Annotated in this window: 10 protein-coding genes and 1 riboswitch; of the genes, 3 read left to right on the top strand and 7 right to left on the bottom strand. The window is 38.7% G+C overall.

The features are described from left to right. Positions 1–30 precede the first annotated feature (30 nt). Entirely contained in the window at positions 31–1047 is a 1017-nt protein-coding gene (locus tag MHH64_RS11465) for an aromatic ring-hydroxylating dioxygenase subunit alpha (RefSeq protein WP_340001791.1), read from the bottom strand. A gap of 129 nt (positions 1048–1176) precedes the next feature. Then, positions 1177–2532: a solute carrier family 23 protein gene (locus tag MHH64_RS11460; protein WP_303451309.1), complete on the bottom strand. Its 1356-nt coding sequence runs from the start codon at positions 2530–2532 to the stop codon at positions 1177–1179. Between the two features lie 264 nt (positions 2533–2796). Next, positions 2797–2898, bottom strand: a riboswitch (purine riboswitch). A 210-nt stretch (positions 2899–3108) separates the two neighbouring features. Between MHH64_RS11460 and guaD the strand changes: the two genes are divergently transcribed. Next, positions 3109–4479, top strand: coding sequence for a guanine deaminase (gene guaD / locus MHH64_RS11455; RefSeq protein WP_340001790.1), 1371 nt, complete (start codon positions 3109–3111; stop codon positions 4477–4479). Between the two features lie 108 nt (positions 4480–4587). Here guaD and MHH64_RS11450 read toward each other — a convergent pair whose 3' ends face one another. The 3 genes from MHH64_RS11450 to MHH64_RS11440 all read right to left on the bottom strand — a co-directional run bounded on the left by MHH64_RS11450 (position 4588) and on the right by MHH64_RS11440 (position 6859). Then, positions 4588–4947: a CHY zinc finger protein gene (locus MHH64_RS11450; protein WP_118890275.1), complete on the bottom strand. Its 360-nt coding sequence runs from the start codon at positions 4945–4947 to the stop codon at positions 4588–4590. Positions 4948–5217: 270 nt separating this feature from the next. Continuing rightward, positions 5218–6078 (bottom strand): Cof-type HAD-IIB family hydrolase, encoded by an 861-nt coding sequence (locus tag MHH64_RS11445; protein ID WP_118890274.1) that lies wholly within the window; start codon positions 6076–6078, stop codon positions 5218–5220. Position 6079: 1 nt separating this feature from the next. Beyond that, positions 6080–6859 carry a DeoR/GlpR family DNA-binding transcription regulator gene (locus MHH64_RS11440; protein WP_340001789.1) on the bottom strand — a complete coding sequence of 260 codons (780 nt, stop codon included), beginning with the start codon at positions 6857–6859 and terminating at the stop codon, positions 6080–6082. A 248-nt stretch (positions 6860–7107) separates the two neighbouring features. Between MHH64_RS11440 and MHH64_RS11435 the strand changes: the two genes are divergently transcribed. Beyond that, positions 7108–8034, top strand: a complete 927-nt coding sequence (locus MHH64_RS11435) for a prenyltransferase (RefSeq protein WP_118890272.1) — start codon at positions 7108–7110, stop codon at positions 8032–8034. 184 nt (positions 8035–8218) lie between these two features. Here the strand turns inward: MHH64_RS11435 and MHH64_RS11430 are convergent, their stop codons facing one another. Next, entirely contained in the window at positions 8219–9166 is a 948-nt protein-coding gene (locus MHH64_RS11430; protein WP_303450927.1) for a DUF4349 domain-containing protein, read from the bottom strand. Between the two features lie 229 nt (positions 9167–9395). Between MHH64_RS11430 and MHH64_RS11425 the strand changes: the two genes are divergently transcribed. Beyond that, the gene (locus tag MHH64_RS11425; protein ID WP_340001788.1) at positions 9396–10952 is read left to right on the top strand and encodes an ABC-F family ATP-binding cassette domain-containing protein; all 1557 of its coding nucleotides are present in this window, start codon (positions 9396–9398) and stop codon (positions 10950–10952) included. A 177-nt stretch (positions 10953–11129) separates the two neighbouring features. On the opposite strand, the gene MHH64_RS11420 is transcribed toward MHH64_RS11425, so the two are convergent. After that, positions 11130–17960: a lamin tail domain-containing protein gene (locus MHH64_RS11420; RefSeq protein WP_340001786.1), complete on the bottom strand. Its 6831-nt coding sequence runs from the start codon at positions 17958–17960 to the stop codon at positions 11130–11132. Positions 17961–18156: the final 196 nt, after the last annotated feature.

Here is an 18156-nt window from a genome sequence, read left to right as displayed (position 1 = left end):
AAGACATTTTATTTTTTCGAGCTATAGTCTCTAGTTCAATACTTTCTTCCGCTTACTTCGTTTCGATTCATCAATCGCTAATGTTCCAGTTTCCACTCCTAGTTCATCCAACCATCTGCGATATGCAATGGTCAACGCGTCTGATTTAAGGTGCATTTCTATTTGCAAGTCTAAAGGAAGCAGTTCTGGTTTTTGGCTCTCCACAATATCTAAATCTTGATAGAAAATCGTATCCTGGAATTCAATAAACGAATCATCAGACTGTTCAAGATCATAATTTCTCGTTAATAGCATAAACACCTTCGTTTGTTCATTATCTTCTTGGTTTACAGTTGCGAGTATCGTCAATGCTTCGTCTGAACCCTCCGTTGTTTTTGTAAATCGTGCTGTCGTTGGATTAAGAATTTCATAAACGTAATCTGCGTAGCCGCCTTTTGAACGTCCATCTGGATTCGGTTGATACACAGGTATCTTACTTGTAATAAAACGATTATCGATAAAATTCACATCGTAATCAACAATCTCAGCATGGTCTTCATCTCCAAGCATACCTTCATGCACAAACATAAGATGCGACACATCCAGGAAATTTTCAATGATTCTTGGTGCATTTGCCTTTACATCATATGGTCCGCAAACAGCAGTACGATATCCCGCTTTATTATATTCCGGATAAGTAATCATTGGATCTGGGTCATCACCCAAATTAACCCAAATCAAACCGAAAGATTCCTGCGCATGGTAAACCGTTGCTCTCGCTTTCTTCGGAATAGGTCTCTCACATGGCAATGCCGGTATTTTCACACATTCGCCAGTATCATTGTATTCCCAAGCATGGTAGGCGCAAACAAGTTTTCCATTCTTTACCTTTCCAAGCGAAAGTGCCGCTCCGCGGTGGATACATAAATCTTTAAATGCATGTACGCCCTTCTCATTACGAAAAATCACGACACGCTCACCCAAAACAAATACCTGCTGTGGATCTTCTTTTAATTCATCCGCTTTATAAACCGGGTGCCACTGGTTCCATAATCTATCTTGTTGCATAACGATAAACTCCCCTTTTATTTAGAAAACTTAGCATTCGTCAGGAATTCTTAAAAGCGTTATTTTGCTTTATTAGAAGTCCTTGTACTTTGGAGTGCAAGTTGCTCTTTTTTGAAAAATCTTCTATATCTAATTAACGTTTAGTTTTGGTGCTAATCCAGTATCTTCTTTCTTCTCCGGAAGTACTAAATTAAGTATTAATGCTGCAATTGCTCCAATAGCAATTCCAGATGAAACAAAATAAGTTACGATACTTGGAAGGCCATATAAAATATCTGCCGGCATAAGCACCGCAAATAGTGCGAGCATAATTGGAATACCGATCACAAGCATATTCCGTTCTGTAAATGGCGCTTGCTTTACCACTTTAAAACCATTCATCATGATTACAACACAAATAATTGCAAACACACTGCTGATGACTACTGGCGGGATACTAGCAATTACGGTCATAAGCTTTGGCATCATTCCAAACATGAGAAGAAAGACACCACCTGCAATTATCGGTTTCCTACTTTTCACACCAGTGATGGCAATAATTCCTGCATTCGTGGAATAGCCTGTAACTGGTGTGCCACCGAAGAAAGATCCAGCAAAGCAGCCTAGCCCTTCACCAAAAGCTCCGCCGTTTAATCGTTTATCATCCAGCTTTTCTTCCGTAACATTACCTACTGTGAACCACGTTCCAGTTGTTTCAATCATAATAATGAAGTAGATAGCAAGCATAATCAAAATCGCATCCAATTCAAAGGTTGGGGTCCCAAGAGCAAATATACTTGGCATCGCAAACCATGCAGCGTCACGTACCGAAGAAAAATCTACCATTCCAAAGAAAGATGCAACGATTGTACCTATACCCAAAGCTAAAATAACAGATGCAACTTTAATATGTTTCCATTTCGTTTTGGCTTTTTCACCAATGTACATAGAGCTAATCAGTACTGCTACTGTAACAAACGCGATAAAAATGTTTGTATTAAAGCTACCTTCCGCGCTATAGATCGAATTGATTGCTGTTGGCATTAAGGAAAAACCAACAACGACGATGACTGTACCTGCAACAATCGGTGGTATGAATTTCCGTACGACCTTACTGAAAATTTTCAATGGATAACCTAATAGTGCGATTAACAAAGCACCTGGTATTAAACTACCAATCATCGCTCCCATTCCAGACGTTGTTCCAATTGCTGCAAGTGCACTGAGTGGCACAAATGATGGTCCTTGCATAACAGGCAGCTTCATCGCGAATCCAGCCTGAATAATTGTTGCAATTCCACAAGCAATAAATGTCATCTGAATTAACAATGCACTATCAGCAACCGAAAAGGATAATAGCCCGGCTAAAATAATCGGCGGAATAAATAAATCCATTGCTAATACATGCTGTAACCCTACAAAAATAGACTTTCCTACTGAAATATCCTCTTTTTTTCTACCTTGCTCATTCTCATTCTTTACTGTCTTTGTCTCTAATTCTCTCACAGCATTCTCCAAGCTCTTATCTCCCTTCGTCTAGTACGTTACTAGATTTTTTAAAAAATTTACTGTAGTGCTTCTCATATAATGGAAACATAGAATAAAAAAAGCTCGAAATACATGCCCCTCTTTGGAGAAAGCAATGTACTTCGAGCTTTAGATATCGAAATACCGTGAAAAGACAAGACTTCAAACAAACCATATTTCATGGTCGCTAGTTACGAGTAACACACTGAACCAAACCTAAAATAGGTAAGTTCCAATGGATGTCTATTCACGATTGCTTCTCATAGTCAGTTTATTTACGGTAAACCGGTAGATACTTGTAGGCCATATCCCTACGATTATATGAAAATAACAATACATATTTTTTAGAATGTTTATAGTATAGCACCCATTTGGGCAAAAACAATACCTGAAAAATAAAAAACAACCTTCCAATAATTTAGACAAATACACTAATTGTTGAATAATGAAGATTATTACTGGCTAAAAAGATATCTTGGATTTCCATAGACGAAGTTATTTTTATGTCTTATAATGACAATCATAATACTAAAATACGAACATTAAGGTGATAACATGAAACAATATATGCAAATATTTCACGGAACTGCTTTTACAAGTAAATCAGCGAAAGAAGTGGAACAGCTAGTAGACTATCTTTTCTGTATTAATGAGGATGGGATAATTGAAAAAATTGTTGCACCATCAGATTCAGAATATGAAAAACTACTCGATGCCTATAGTGAAGCAGAGAACTTTCATCGTTTAGCAGATGGACAGTATTTACTACCTGGTTTTGTTGATTTACATGTCCATGCACCTCAATGGGCGCAATCTGGAACAGCATTAGACCTCCCACTTTACGATTGGTTAAATACGTATACCTTTCCGGTTGAGTCGAAGTTTTCCGACTTGGATTATGCGAAAAAAGTCTATGAAGATTTAGTCAGCACATTTCTTGCAAATGGTACGACGACTGCCCTTTATTTTGCAACCGTCCATAAGGAAGCTAGTTTGTTACTCGCCAAAATTTGTTCTGAGAAAGGCCAACGTGGTCTAGTTGGAAAAGTTGTCATGGACGATCCCGAACAAAATCCAGACTACTATCGAGATCAGGACACGCAAACCGCGCTTGCCGATACGGAGGAATTTATTTTAGCTGTAAAGGACTTAGCTAAGTCAACAAAACAAGGGGTTTACCCTGTTGTAACGCCCCGGTTTATTCCAAGCTGTACCGATGAAGCATTAAAAGGCTTAGGCGAATTAGCAGCAAAATATGATACCCATATCCAATCACATTGTAGCGAAGGTGACTGGGAGCATAATTATGTACAAGATCGCTTCCAAAAGAACGATGCGTTTGCCTTAAATGATTTTGGTCTTTTACGTGATAAATCGGTGATGGCACATTGCAATTTCTTAGATGATAACGATGCCGAATTATTTGCTAAAACGGGTACAGCGATTGGTCACTGTCCAATATCCAATGCATACTTTGCCAATAGTGTCATTCCAATCGCACGCTTTCACAAAAAAGGAGTGGATATTGGACTAGGTACCGATATTTCTGCTGGGTCGACACCGAGCATTTTTGATAATGCAAGACAAGCTGTTGTTTCATCAAGGATGCTAGAGGATGGTGTGAATACTGCACTTCCAGCTGCAAAACGCGGCGTACCAAATTCACGGATTACGATTAATGAAGCATTTTATTTTGCCACTGCTGGTGGGGGCGAAAGTTTGAGTTTACCAATTGGCAGACTCGAGAAAAACTATGCATGGGATGTACAAATTATCGACACGAAACTATCCACTGCAAAATTACCAATTTTTAATGCAAATGAAGATTTATATGATATTTTCCAGAAAATTATGTACCTCACTCGACCGGAGAATATTCGTGAAGTTTGGGTGCAAGGTGAACGCGTTCATTCACGAGCAAACTAATCATAAAAAAGAGCCTATTTAAACCATTCGGGTTGGGTACTGCCCCCCGAAAGTTAGTTTTCTACTCTAACTTTCGGGGGGCGGTACCGTTGCATAGACTCTTTTTTTCTAACCATCATCCCCAAATGGACAAGACGGATGAAAATGTTCGAAATACAAATGATAGTGAAGCGAACAGCCGCTGTTGAATGATGCTTGACAGTTTGGACACGTGTTGTCACTGTTTATATATTGGTTAATTGTCAGCTCTTCCTTGCAGCTTCCACAGAGGATAGCTTTTTCATTGAACTTTTCACGTGGCCAAACCTCTCCCTTCCCACAACCATACGCTTCGTGACATAAATGACAAGGAAAATAACGATTACAGCAATAAAAACGAATAGCGATGATGTCTTTGCCGGTATGATAATGCTGACAGCGTGTTGCTTGATCAATTGCTCCTTGAATATCAAACTCAGAAATCTTCATTTGCCGCCCCCCTTTTTTGCTATTTTATCACATTTAGAAAGCGGAATGGGCTGGCAGACTATAAAGTGAAATGCAAATAGCCCCCTTCTGTTACGCCGCATTTGCGTTACGCCAGAAAGCGGGCCACGAATCGGGTTTCAAGCAAACCCAATGAAATATTAGGAATAGCCAGTGGCTATGAATGTTAAAACAAAATCACTCGTATCATGACACACGAAGTCAGATACTTTGAAGGCATGGTGTTTCTATACTTAAATAATCCGCCTCGCTTTATTGTTTACGAAGTGAATTAATAAAATGAGCAACTCCATTTTCATGATTGGAAAGCGTAACTTCCCCAGCCGCTTCTTTAATTGCATCAGGAGCATTTCCCATAGCAGCACTTCTGCCTGCTGTTGTTAACATTGATAAATCATTAAAACTATCTCCAACAGCTGCAGTATCCGCTATATGAATACCTAATTTATTCGCAAGGATTGCTAAGGCATTTCCCTTAGATGCATTTTTGTGCTCCAACTCAAAATTATGATTTGCTGACGATACAATCGTTAAGTCATTGTGGTCTTTAAATTGTTCCCAGCCCTTATTTAGTTTTGCCTCATCAAATGAAAATGCAAGGATGTTATAAATATCAATGCCCATTTCACTCACTTCTTTATGAGAATCAATATAAGAAAATCCCGTTTGACTGAACTGCTTATTGATTGCCTGTTTTAGTTCTTCCACACTTATATTTGGGTTGCCGCTCAGCACACGATCCATTTCAATCGTTAATCGTTCCCGACCATTTTGTGGTGTTAGGATAGCTTCATTGCTAAAGATTTCATAATAAAATCCCTCTTGTTCAAGCCAATTTAAGCTCTCCAGTGCATCTTCATGCTTCATCGGTAGATGGTGAAATAATTCTCCGTTTGGACGATGAATTGTTGCTCCGTTTGCTCCGATAATCCATGTCTTCATATTAGTATTTTTAAAGATCGTTTGCACATCAAAATGAGCACGCCCAGTAGCAATAACAACCTCAATTCCTTGCGCTTGTGCGGCTAGAAGTGCTTGTTTGTTGTTCTCACTTATTTCACTTTTTTCATTAAGCAGGGTTCCATCTAAATCAATTGCAATTAATTTTGTCATCTTATTTATCACCTTTCGTTTCACCGTCTGCTATTAGTAATTCTACATTGTTTTTTCGCAAGACTTCCATAAAGGCCTTTGGTGGTGTTTTATCTGTAATTATTAGATCTACATCATCTAAGCTTGCAAATTTGAAAAAGTGATTCGTTCCGAGCTTGGTATGATCTGCTAAGACAATCACCTGTTTCGCTTGCTTAACCATCTTTCTTTTTACAACACCGTCTTCTTCATGCGCAATGGTCAATCCAGTTTCTGATATTCCAATAACACCAACAAAAAGTTTATCCACGTAGTAATCCGAGAGCTTCTCCACTACAGAAGAGCCGTATAAAAAGCGATGCTCTTTATGCAGTGTGCCACCCAGAAGTTGAATATTGATATGGGATCTATTAGACAATACTTCTGCCAGGTTAATTGAATTCGTAATGATTGTACAATCCATATTTTGAATGTGCTCTGCACAGGCCTGAACTGTCGTTGATGTATCTAAAATAATATTGTCATTCGGATAAATTAAAGAAGCTGCCTTCTTCCCGATTATCTTTTTTTCCTGTGATACAGTCTCCAGACGCTTTGAGTAGTTTTTAATTTCTTCCTGAATAGATGGTAAGATTGCTCCGCCACGTGTACGTATAATAGAATTTTCCACTTCTAACTTAACAAGATCCCTTCGCGCTGTATCTCTTGAAACATGAAACATCGTACATATTTCTTCAACCGATATTCGTTTATTTTTTTGAAGGAAGTCTAAAATAGATAACAATCTCTCTTCTTGGTACAATGCTTCTTCACCAACTTCAGTACGTATTTATAAGTAATTATACATATTTTACACAGATTTACAAGTATTTATAAGTAATTGTAAGTGATATATTCAAATTCCCTTAAGAAATTGAAATTCATTTCTAAATAGGTAGCATTTTTTGGCAAAAAGGGAATGATATATTCACCACTGTTAAAATAAAATACTTTTTGGTAATAGTTTTATTAGGTTCATATTCAAAATTATAAACGAAAGGAGTGCTACCATTGTCAAATCAAGTTTACGCAATATTTCGCGGAGGATGGGTGTTGCTGCGTTCTATCGCGGTTATCTCATCAAGTGTTGCGACTATTATTTCTAGCTTACTTCCTTTATTTTTATATTCATCAATCTCTTCGGACCGGCTCTGGCTGCTATTTGTTTTCCTTACGATCGCTGCATTCGCCATTCACGGCGTCCTAACACATGCTTTTAACGATTATACCGATCATTGTTCTGGTACGGATAGCTTTAGTCCAGCTATTTTGTCTGGGGGAAGTCGCGTAATCCAGAATGGAATGTTTTCTTTGCACGCAGTTCTCAAACTAGCTTTCGCCTTTACCTTTATTCTTTTAATCCTTGCTTTAGTGCTCGCTATTTTTGCACAATACAAGCTCGTCATTTTATTATTGATTGGAATCTGGAGTGCCGTTTCTTACTCGGTCTCTCCTTTGCATCTAAGCTATCGGCCTTTTTTAGGTGAATGGGCAAGTCTTTTTCCAGCTATCTTTTCACTTGGTTTGGCTGGACCTTGGTTGATGTTAAATACAATTCCATTATGGGCAATCCAAAATTCCTTGATTAATGCCCTTTTTTGTATGGCATGGGTAATGGTTCATCACATTCCAGATTTACAAGCTGACAGACGAGCTTTACCAAAAAAACAAACAAGTGTCGTTTGGTTTGTTGAGCGATTCGGACTTTATTATGCACGTTTCCCAGCGCTGCTCTATTTTTCCTTTGCAGCATTATGCATGCTTTGGTTAGGATTCGACCGAATTTGGGCTGCAGGCTTTCTATTGATTATGCTCACTATAGCGATAATACTTGTTCTGAAAATGGATGTAACAAATCATGAACAGGTAAGTAATTATGAAAAGATCTTACTTTTTCTTGCGATGCTAACAGCTGTTGGATTAGGTATTTTGGTTTAAAATGTACTTAATTCCTTTCTTTCCCATTGATTGTCCTCATCTGGCGTTTCGACGCTTTGCTAGATTTAACAGTGTAAATGTAAAAAGTGACCAACATATAAAAATATCGGTCACTTTTTACTTTTCAAAGCCTGTTAATGTTCCAATAAATTGATTTCCCCTCACTGAACTTCATCAAATGAACCTAACCATTCTGGTTATTTTTCTTTATTCTTCTGTAAACAAAAAATCCAATCACCACGATAACTCCGAGTAAGATAAGCACAGGCATATTACCTATAATGAACACAAAAATCCCTGAGAATACTGCGAGAAGAAAATTAATGCTATTCAAAAATTGCTGTTTGGTTTTTTCCAGGGTGTTTAGTTCCCCTTCACTCATCCCCGAAATCGTTACATTTTTTTCCTCCATATAGATCGTAACCGTTGCCAAGTCAGTTCTGTTTTGTAAATAATTCATTCGTCCTTTTATCTCCTCTATTTCACCTTGAACTTCAGCTAAATCAGCTGAAATGGTTAATAGATCTTCTGTTTTCTCTGCTTGCTCCATAAAGGAAAGCAATCTTTCTTCAACAACTCCTCTTGATTTTAAACGAGACTCTAGATCAATAAATTCTTCTGTTACATCCTGACCTGAAATGGAACTTTCCAAAACTTTACTGCTCCCATCTTCCACAATCTGAATAAATTCACGAAACTGATCCTGAGGAATCCTTACTGTCACCTGTCCGGTAGTTGAATCATTTTCTGCGTACCCTTGCATATTCGAATCTACAACGTACCCACCACGGTTTGCAACCTGAGACTGAATCGTATTTAATGTCTGCTGATAATTTTTTACTTCAATTTGCAGATCAGCAGTGTAAATTATTTTTCGATCAGACTCGACGATTTCTTCTTGTGATGAACCACTTTCTTCTTGTGAATCACTCACTTCTGGTTCAGTAGTGCGATCAGCTTCTCCACTAATCGAATTGCTGCTTTCTATTTCTATACTTTCTATTTCCACGCTTTCTTCCGAGTCATAATTAGCCCTATCGCTGCTTACATTACTATTTTCCACATCATTACTGCAAGCAGCTAGCAACATGCCGATCCAAAGAACAATCAAAATAATCAACCCATTTTTCATAAAGACCCCCACCTTTCATTTCCATCTCTTTTAGAATAATTACTTATCATTACAGACGTAATTTACTGAAAAATGTTACATCTATACTCGAAATAAAATAACAGTGACAGGCACTGCCTCCTCGAGTTTTGTAAAACCTACCTGCTGGAAGCAAATCTTGACTAGCCGTTTTCTGTAATGACCTATATAATAGAACAGAATGTATTTTAGAAGGAAAAGGTGTTTTATAATGAGTTTACTTACCGTTAAAAATTTAAGTCACGGATTTGGGGATCGCGCCATTTTCGATGACGTTTCTTTTCGTTTATTACAAGGAGAACATATTGGACTAATCGGAGCGAATGGAGAAGGCAAGTCCACTTTTATGAATATTATTACACAGAAACTTGAGCCAGATGCTGGAAATGTGACATGGGCAAAAAATGTCCGTGTAGGTTACTTGGATCAGCATGCTTTACTCAAGCAAGGGATGACTATCCTAGACGTGCTAAGAACAGCCTTCCAATATTTATATGATATGGAGGCTGAGATGAATGAACTATTCACAAAAATGGGTGAAGTCGGACCTGACGAATTAGAAAAACTGCTCGAAGAAACTGGACAAATACAAGACGCCCTCACGAACAGTGACTTCTATATTATCGATGCAAAAGCAGAGGAAGTTGCTAACGGGCTTGGCTTAGACGAATTTGGTCTAGATCGTGATGTCCATGACTTAAGTGGCGGACAACGAACGAAAGTATTACTTGCCAAGCTATTATTGGAAAAACCAGATATTTTATTACTCGATGAGCCGACAAACTATCTTGATGTGGAGCATATCGAATGGCTAAAAAACTACCTGTTAGCGTATGAGCATGCATTTATCCTTGTATCACATGATATCCCATTCCTAAATAGTGTTGTGAACCTCATTTACCAGATGGAAAATCAACAGCTGACACGCTACCCTGGAGACTACAATGAATTTTTGCGTGTATACGAGATGAAAAAACAGCAACTTGCTGCTGCATACAAGAAACAACAACAGGAAATTGCTAATTTAAAGGACTTTGTCGCGAGAAACAAAGCAAATGCAGCAACAAGCCGAATGGCAATGTCTCGTCAAAAAAAATTGGATAAGATGGATGTTATTGAGCTAGATGCCGAGAAACCAAAACCCGAATTTAAATTCAAACAAGCTCGTACACCTGGTAAGTACCTGTTCGAAACGAAGGACCTCGTTATCGGCTATGATGAAGCCTTGTCTAGGCCTCTTAATTTATCAATGGAACGCGGACAAAAGATTGCATTGTACGGTGCCAATGGTATTGGTAAAACTACTTTGCTACGTAGCATTCTTGGTGAAATCCCTGCCATTTCAGGCTCGGTTCAGTTAGGTGAGCATCTTCATATTGGATATTTTGAACAAGAAATAAAAACAGAAAAAGATAAAACCTGCATGGATGAGGTTTGGGATGAATTCCCTCATTTCACGCAATACGAAGTACGTGCTGCTCTTGCAAAATGTGGACTAACAACAAAACATATTGAGAGTAAAGTTCAAGTACTAAGTGGTGGAGAGAAGGCCAAGGTCCGACTTTGTAAATTAATTAATAACGAGTCCAACTTACTCGTATTAGATGAACCTACAAATCATCTAGACCCGGATGCAAAAGCAGAACTAAAACAAGCACTAGACGAATACAAAGGCAGCGTCCTCCTCATTTCCCATGAACCTGATTTTTACGAGGGTATTGTAACGGATAAATGGAATTGTGAGGATTGGACGACGAAAGTGTTCTAAATATATTTATATTGATATGGACGTAAGGCTTAGAGATAATTTTCTCTAAGCCTTATTTGATTATAATTGTAAAGAAAACTTGGTATTTGCCAAGTCTCTAGGCGAATGCCTTAGTTGCACTTTCTTATCTGCAAAAAAAGAACTCCAGCCTTAGCTGAAGTTCTTTCATCAAATCCATTAATCCACCGATCGCTGTCTTCTATAATATCCAACATACCATATCCCCACACCACTTATTATGAACACTATACCGATTAATAAATAGTTAAACATATCAGTAGCTGTATCTGGCAGGAATCCGCCGGATGCTGAATCATCATTTGAGCTTACTTTTTCAATAATAGGAGCTTTCTCTTCCCAAGATCCGTCACCAGATACTGGGGCAGAACCACCATTTGTATTTGCTTCTTCGACTTTTTCGAATGCAGCAAATGTACTCAAATGGTGTACTGGTGCAGTAACTTTATCATCTGCAAATTCACTTCCATTGACTAGCTTCCACTCATTCGAATCCTCATTGAAATAATATAAATGAAGATGTTCAGGCTTTGTAACTTTTGCAGTGAATACACCCAACGTTAATGTTAGTGGTTCTGCAAATTCACTGATCAGTGCACCGCCCTGTGTAATCGTAATATCATATATATTACTTAATGCATCCGCAATTTGTTCCAATCGTTCGATTTTAATGATGACATCGCCTGCTCCGCTGAATGCAGATGCCGGGATATCCAGCGTAATATCACCTTTTTGAATCGATAGGATAATATTTTTTTCCTTTATAAGCTTAATTTGTTCTTCCGTTAATTCGAGTTCCACGATAGCTTGGTCTGCATATTCATTTAAATCAACAATGATATTGCCGTCACTTGCTACCTCATAAAATGCGTCACTATCAAGCTTGGCTTTGTTACTTTGTACTTCAGGTGTTACGGTTTGCTTCTTGTTGTTTGGTAGTTGCTCGTTTGGAACTTCACCAGGATCCTTGTCGTTTCCATCATCAGGTGTTTCACCAGGCTTTTCAGGCTTATTCGGTTCTTCTTCCGGATCAGGAACCTCCGGCACTTCTGGTTCAGATGGGTCAACCACTTCTCCGTCCACTGTTTGGAAACGCCAAATGTCTGAACGAACTATACCACCGAAATCATCAGATGCAATAACATACCAGAAATATTCGCTATTAGGATCTAGATTTTCCCAAACAACTGTTGCTGTATCTCCGCTCTCTACATTTTTCATCGAATCAATCAGATTTTTAGTGTACACATTTACCTCTACATAATCAGTTGCAACTTCTTTCAGCTGCGGTTCTAGATCCCAGTCCAAATTGAATTCATCCTTCTCCGGGAACTCTTCTGGATCATAGTAATTGTATTCATCCATATACGGAGAATAGGTACGTACTTCCATTTGGTTTGTTTCCATATTAAAGGTTAACAGTCGCATATAGCCTTGACCGCCTTCTGGTCCACCCTGGTAATCTGCAAGCAATTGGTATACAGTGTGATCAGCAGCACCATCGCCATTATCATCAATTTTGTCTATTAATTTTTGGCTGTTATGGTAATGTCCCGATAGGACTGCATGGACATTTTCGTTTGGAACAACAACTTTTTCAAAAAGCTCATCTCCTATTGGACTTCTTGTCCCGCTGGCAAGCAAGTATTCATGGAATCCTAAAATCGCTTTATGGTTTGGATGCTCTTCCAGAACATCATTGATCCAGTCAATTCCATCCTGATCGACACCCCATCCCATGTAAACAATGATAAAATCATTTCCATTGACTGAAATAAGGTCATAGTGTCCGCGGTTATTTTTATAGGAACCAGCAAAATAGGAACGATCCTCAAACCGTTGATCACCAAAGTACGTATAGTAATTCGTATAATTATTATCCTTTTGATCAACATCATGATTTCCAGCAAGAACTCCATATGGAATACCAGCATCATCAAGTACTTTCATTGCCTTGTCTGCAACTTCCCATTGGTCAAAATCATCCCAAATATTAACGATATCTCCAGTATGGATGACGTACTCAAGATTTAACGCTTCCTGATTGGCTGCAATCCAATCCACTTGTTCGTTATAAATATTCGGATAGCTCTCAGAGTAGTATTGTGTATCGGACATCCATACAAATGTAAAATCCTCCCCTGGATTCGCTATTTGGTCTTGAACAATAACACTTACTTTACTGTCCTGTAAATATGCATCTCCAGTAACAGAACCGACTAGCTCAAACGCCGCTTCACCTGCAATAATCGATGTAAGCTCATCCCACTCGGTTGTTTTATAATTCCAAGCATACATTGTTACCTTTCGGCCATCCAACGAGGAGCCATTCCATACAATTTCGATTTCATCATCAGGCTGAACATTTTTATTAACGGTAACATCGAAGCGATGGTACGGAAATTCCGTAGTTGATTCAGTTGACACTTCTTTTCCATCCACATCGGATAATTGTGCCAACTCATCTTCTGTAAATTCGGTTTCTCCTTCTGGTAAAAATTCTCCAGGAGGTTCCGTACCAACACTATTTTGTGAAATCGTGAGGTGCTTTGAATCATCAGCTTTATACTGATACGACTGATAAAAGTCGACTTTCATCTTGTCTCCAGTTGGATCATTTATTTTCACCGATAGATCAGCACGCGTTGCATCCGGCTGGTTATTCATCCAATCTGGAAGCCATGGATGTTCCTCCACGACAAGGAATGTAATTGTCTCTGTTCCGGTATTTCCTGCTGCATCTGTTGCAGTATAGATGATTTCATGTTCACCTGGTGCAAGCTGAGCAGATGATGTCTCATATGGAAATGCGATTGTTTTCCCATCTAATGTTGCCGTAACTTCTGCAACATCACTCGCGTCTTCAATTTCTGCATCAATAGTAAAGTTACCTTTATACTCCTGTCCTTCTTTAATGCTTGGTTTAATAATCGGTGCTGAATTATCAACAATCACATTTGCAATTGTCTCGTCATCAGCTAATGTTGCTTTTATTTCATGCGTCCCATCTGAGACTGTTGTTGTATCGTATAAATAAGCAAGTGATGCAAATTTTTCTTCTTCAATCGTAAAATCAAAGTCGTAAACTGGATCCTTTCCAGGACTGTCACCGATAGAATAATTTGTATCCGGGTTATTATAGTTTGGATCATAGATAACTGTTCCATCTTCTAATACTAAGCGAACATTTTTAATCGTAAAATCATCGCGGTTTTCAGTTGATGTTTCATCAAACGGGCTTACTTTATTTCCGGCACGAATGGTAATCGTATTTTCTCCAGGCTTCAGCATGTCAGCAGGAATAGGGACTGTTAATGTAACAAAGTCTGTATACGTATCATCGAAAATTTCTAGGATTTCATCCCCCATCGTCACACCATTTTGGAAATAAATATTCGTTTCACTAACATCAAATGCGAAATACGCTTCATTTTCCATCGCCATAAACGTATCGGTCACTTGCTCGTCATCAAGGAACAATAGCATATCATTCGTATAAGCATCTTCAGTCGCCTTGATGACTTTTTCACCTGCAATTAATTCATCCTCTTCCACATTTAAGCGAAGTCCCGTTTCTACATTTGGATGTTCAATCGTTACGGATTTTATTTCTGTTGAACTTTCATTACGTCCATCACGTGCAACAAAGTAATATTCCAGCTCTTGTTGTCCGATTAGTTCGGGTTCATAGATGGTATGTTGAAATGTATCTTCTGTTTGTCGTTCCAAGTTTACTTGTCTAAAGTTCTCTCCATCCATCGTACGGTAAAAAAGACTAACAGATTTCACTTCGATATCATCTGTAATGGTTGCTGTAATTTGAACAGGTTCCTCCGATGTGATGGTATATTTTCCAGTTGTATCTTCTATGTTTGGTTCCGCGGTGTCATCAGGTAATTGTACCTTTTCTCCCGGCACTTGTTCTGGAATGACTTCTCCAGGTGTTGCATCCAAAACACCGGCACTGATTTTTTTCAACGTTTGGCTTCCGTCACTAGGATAACGGAATAGGATCCCTTTATCAGCAACTGTATCGTCAACACCTGCTTCATCTAAGTAGCTTACATTGGATAGTTCATACCCGCTTTTCGTTGCCATCACAAATGTACGCTCTGCACTATTTGACATTCCATTGTTATAAATCTTAATTAAGTTCTTACCTTCTGTCAGGTTTGTTCCATAATGGGCATTAAAATCCGAACCCGTTAAATCCGAGTTTCCAGAATTGATAATCCAGAAAACAACCGTTTCACCAGACGGAATAATAATTTCCTCATGGTCTGCAGGTGGGCCCCAAAGTAAGTCCCCCTCTGGTCCAGTATTCGGGTAACGATAGCGAATGGTATAATCTTTATAATCAATTGCTTCTGTAGTATTGTTATATACTTCAATAAATTCATAGGCGTCCGCACCATTTGCATTTGTTGAATCTGGTACAACCTCCGTAATAAATAGAGGTGGGACTTCTTGATAGTCTATAGCTGCTTGAGGAATATCGAATTCACCTATTTCTGACGTTGCCCTGCCAGCTTGGTTCGATGCGACAATATAATAGTTAAGCTTGTCGCTCCATATTTCTGCACGAGGAATACTTGCCGTATAGAGCGCAGCTCCCTCTGTCTCTTCCATCGTGATGGAATCAAATCCCATCGCTTCACTTTGGCTTACATAAAGATTAACGCCTTGTATAGCTTGTTCAGAAATAACTTCAACCTGGATCGTTATTTCTTCATCTGTCACTTCAAATTCAGGTTCACCAATTACTGGAACCTCTGCATTCATTTCAATCGCAACAGGCTCTTTAGGTACTTGCTCTTGGTAAACTGTAAGTGGGGAAATACTTTCTGCAATTCCGAGCTTTTGCATCGTATTTCCTTCTGATGGATATTTATACATAACCCCTTGATCGGTAAAAACATCATCCGAACCATCATTATAGGAAGCTTGTACAATCTCATTCCCAAACTCATCTGCAAGAATTAGTGTGCGCTCACTTCCATTTGCCATCCCAGCACTTTGAATGATCGCCACTCGATCCTCGGTTAACTCAAGTCCATATTGTTCATTAAAATCATCAAGTGTCGCCTGTTGGTTCCCGTCATTATGAATCCAAACAATAAAGCTTTCCTGAGAGTCGATTACCTTATCATCGGTAATATCCCAAATCTGATCGGCGGTTTCAGTCGGATATCGGTAAATGATCTGGTAATCCTTCATATTAATTGGCTGATCCGTATTGTTATAAATCTCAATAAACTCATACGCATCGGCACCATTCATGTTTGCTGTGTCTGGTGTTAATTCCGTAATTAATAGCTTCGGCATAGCTTGTGAATCGGCTTCGGGCTGGGGAATAACTGCTTCATAAGTTTCTGACGTAGCAGTACCAGCGTCATTTGAAGCAGTAAAGTAATACTGAACCTGCTCACTCCAAATTTGATTGCGTGGTAAGGTAAGCTTATAAACAGAATCTTCTTCCTGCATTGGCAAGGATTGTTCCTTAATGGCACTGCTTTGGCTAAAATGTAGTTGTACTTCATCTAGTTCTTGCTCTGAGGTCACTTCAATTTCTACTGTTACAGTATCATCCGTTAGGGATACGGTAGGCTCTCCAATGATAGGAGCTTCAACATCTTTTACTGTGTCTGCCTTAACATCCATCGTTTCCGTTTCTACTGGCTCACTTGGAACTTGTCCGTTGGTAAGGTTTAATGGAGTAGCAGTTTCCCCAAGCCCAACGAATTGCATCTCATTACCTTCTGACGGATATTGATAAACAATTCCTTGATTCTTCTCTTCCAGTTCACTATAAGCAGCACGTATAATTTCCTCACCCATGTTATCACGGATAATTATGGTTTGGTCTTGATTGTTTTCCAATCCGTTGCTTTCAATTGTTGTTACACGATCTTCTGTTAATGTAACATCATAATTCCTATTAAAGTCATCTGTTGTTAGTGCTTTATCTTGCAACCAAAGGATGTATGTTTCCTCTGGCTGAATAACTTTTTCCTCTTTCTCTGTTAGATCCCATACTAGGTCTGTTGCGTTATTTCCGTCATGGTACGAAAGTTGATAATCCTTCAGGTTTATCGGCTGATTACTATTATTATAGATTTCAATAAATCCATAGCCATCTGGCTGAGGTGCAATTTCTGTAATAAGCAGAGTTGGAAGCTTTTGTGTATTCGGTTCTTCTGATTGTACAGCTGCTTCTATGTAGCCTTCTTCAGGATAAGTTATTTCCTCTCCATCTGCATCACGTGCGATTATGTTGTACTTAAAGTTATCGGACCATAAATGTATTTCTGAAACTTCTACTGTATAATTTTCTGTACCTTCAACCTTTGTAAATGGTAATTCCTGCTTAGCCATCTTTACACCCGATTGGAATTGTAAGATTACATCTTCTGCATTTTTAATATTCGCCTCAAATGTAATATCCGCTCCATCATTGATATTCGTTATAGCTTCATGCTCAATTGCCAATACTTCTTCAGTTGCCGCAGTAGCAGAATCTTGGTCATCCTGTGCCTCTTCTTGTTCTTGATTTTCTGGTTGCTTTTCTTTTACCTCCGTAATATAAGGTAAAGATGTAACACTCTCGTTCTCATTCCTTACTTCAAACCAATATTCCAATTTTGAGCTTGATATAGCATCCCCTGGAATCACTGCAATATATAAATCCGTATTCTCTGAACGCTCCATTGGGATTGCTGTCGCTTCAGCGTCTTGCTTATAATACAACGACACTTTCTCAGCATCTTGAATCGTTGCTATTACTTGGAATTCCTCTCCTTGTATCAGCTCCTTTGGCTGTTCATGTTGAATTGGTAAAACCTCTTGCATTTCCTCTCCTTCGACTTCCTTCTCGGCAGCTTTTGCATCCGCTTCATTAATAGCTGAGGCAGCATAAATAGGCGCTGCTCCATGGAAGAATGTCGTAAATAAAAGCATCAAAGCCGATATTAGTGCAAAAATTCTCCTCATTCTCTTCCCTCCATGACTAAGTTTACGTTCATATTAAGTATAGATTTCGCATATTAACCGGAATTAAATAATGTATGAAAATTCCGTAAAGTTTTTTAGGTCTAAGGTGATAGTGGAAAAGTTATAGGCGTAAGGTTATGAATTACTGATGTTCTCAATATGTCGTAAATTGACTTTCCAGCTAACTGCAAACTGC

It is taken from the genome of Oceanobacillus sp. FSL K6-0127, from assembly GCF_037983385.1.
GTDB classification, from domain to species: Bacteria; Bacillota; Bacilli; order Bacillales; family Amphibacillaceae; genus Oceanobacillus; species Oceanobacillus profundus.
Note: the sequence above shows the minus strand (reverse complement) of the source record. Positions and strands in the feature narration are given on the sequence as shown.

What these genes read in the sequence shown, in the direction of transcription:
- MHH64_RS11465 (WP_340001791.1), bottom strand. Translation starts at nt 1,047, where the DNA reads ATGCAACAAGATAGATTATGGAACCAGTGGCACCCGGTTTATAAAGCG.
- guaD (WP_340001790.1), top strand. Translation starts at nt 3,109, where the DNA reads ATGAAACAATATATGCAAATATTTCACGGAACTGCTTTTACAAGTAAA.
- MHH64_RS11450 (WP_118890275.1), bottom strand. Translation starts at nt 4,947, where the DNA reads ATGAAGATTTCTGAGTTTGATATTCAAGGAGCAATTGATCAAGCAACA.
- MHH64_RS11445 (WP_118890274.1), bottom strand. Translation starts at nt 6,078, where the DNA reads ATGACAAAATTAATTGCAATTGATTTAGATGGAACCCTGCTTAATGAA.
- MHH64_RS11430 (WP_303450927.1), bottom strand. Translation starts at nt 9,166, where the DNA reads ATGAAAAATGGGTTGATTATTTTGATTGTTCTTTGGATCGGCATGTTG.
- MHH64_RS11425 (WP_340001788.1), top strand. Translation starts at nt 9,396, where the DNA reads ATGAGTTTACTTACCGTTAAAAATTTAAGTCACGGATTTGGGGATCGC.
- MHH64_RS11420 (WP_340001786.1), bottom strand. Translation starts at nt 17,960, where the DNA reads ATGAGGAGAATTTTTGCACTAATATCGGCTTTGATGCTTTTATTTACG.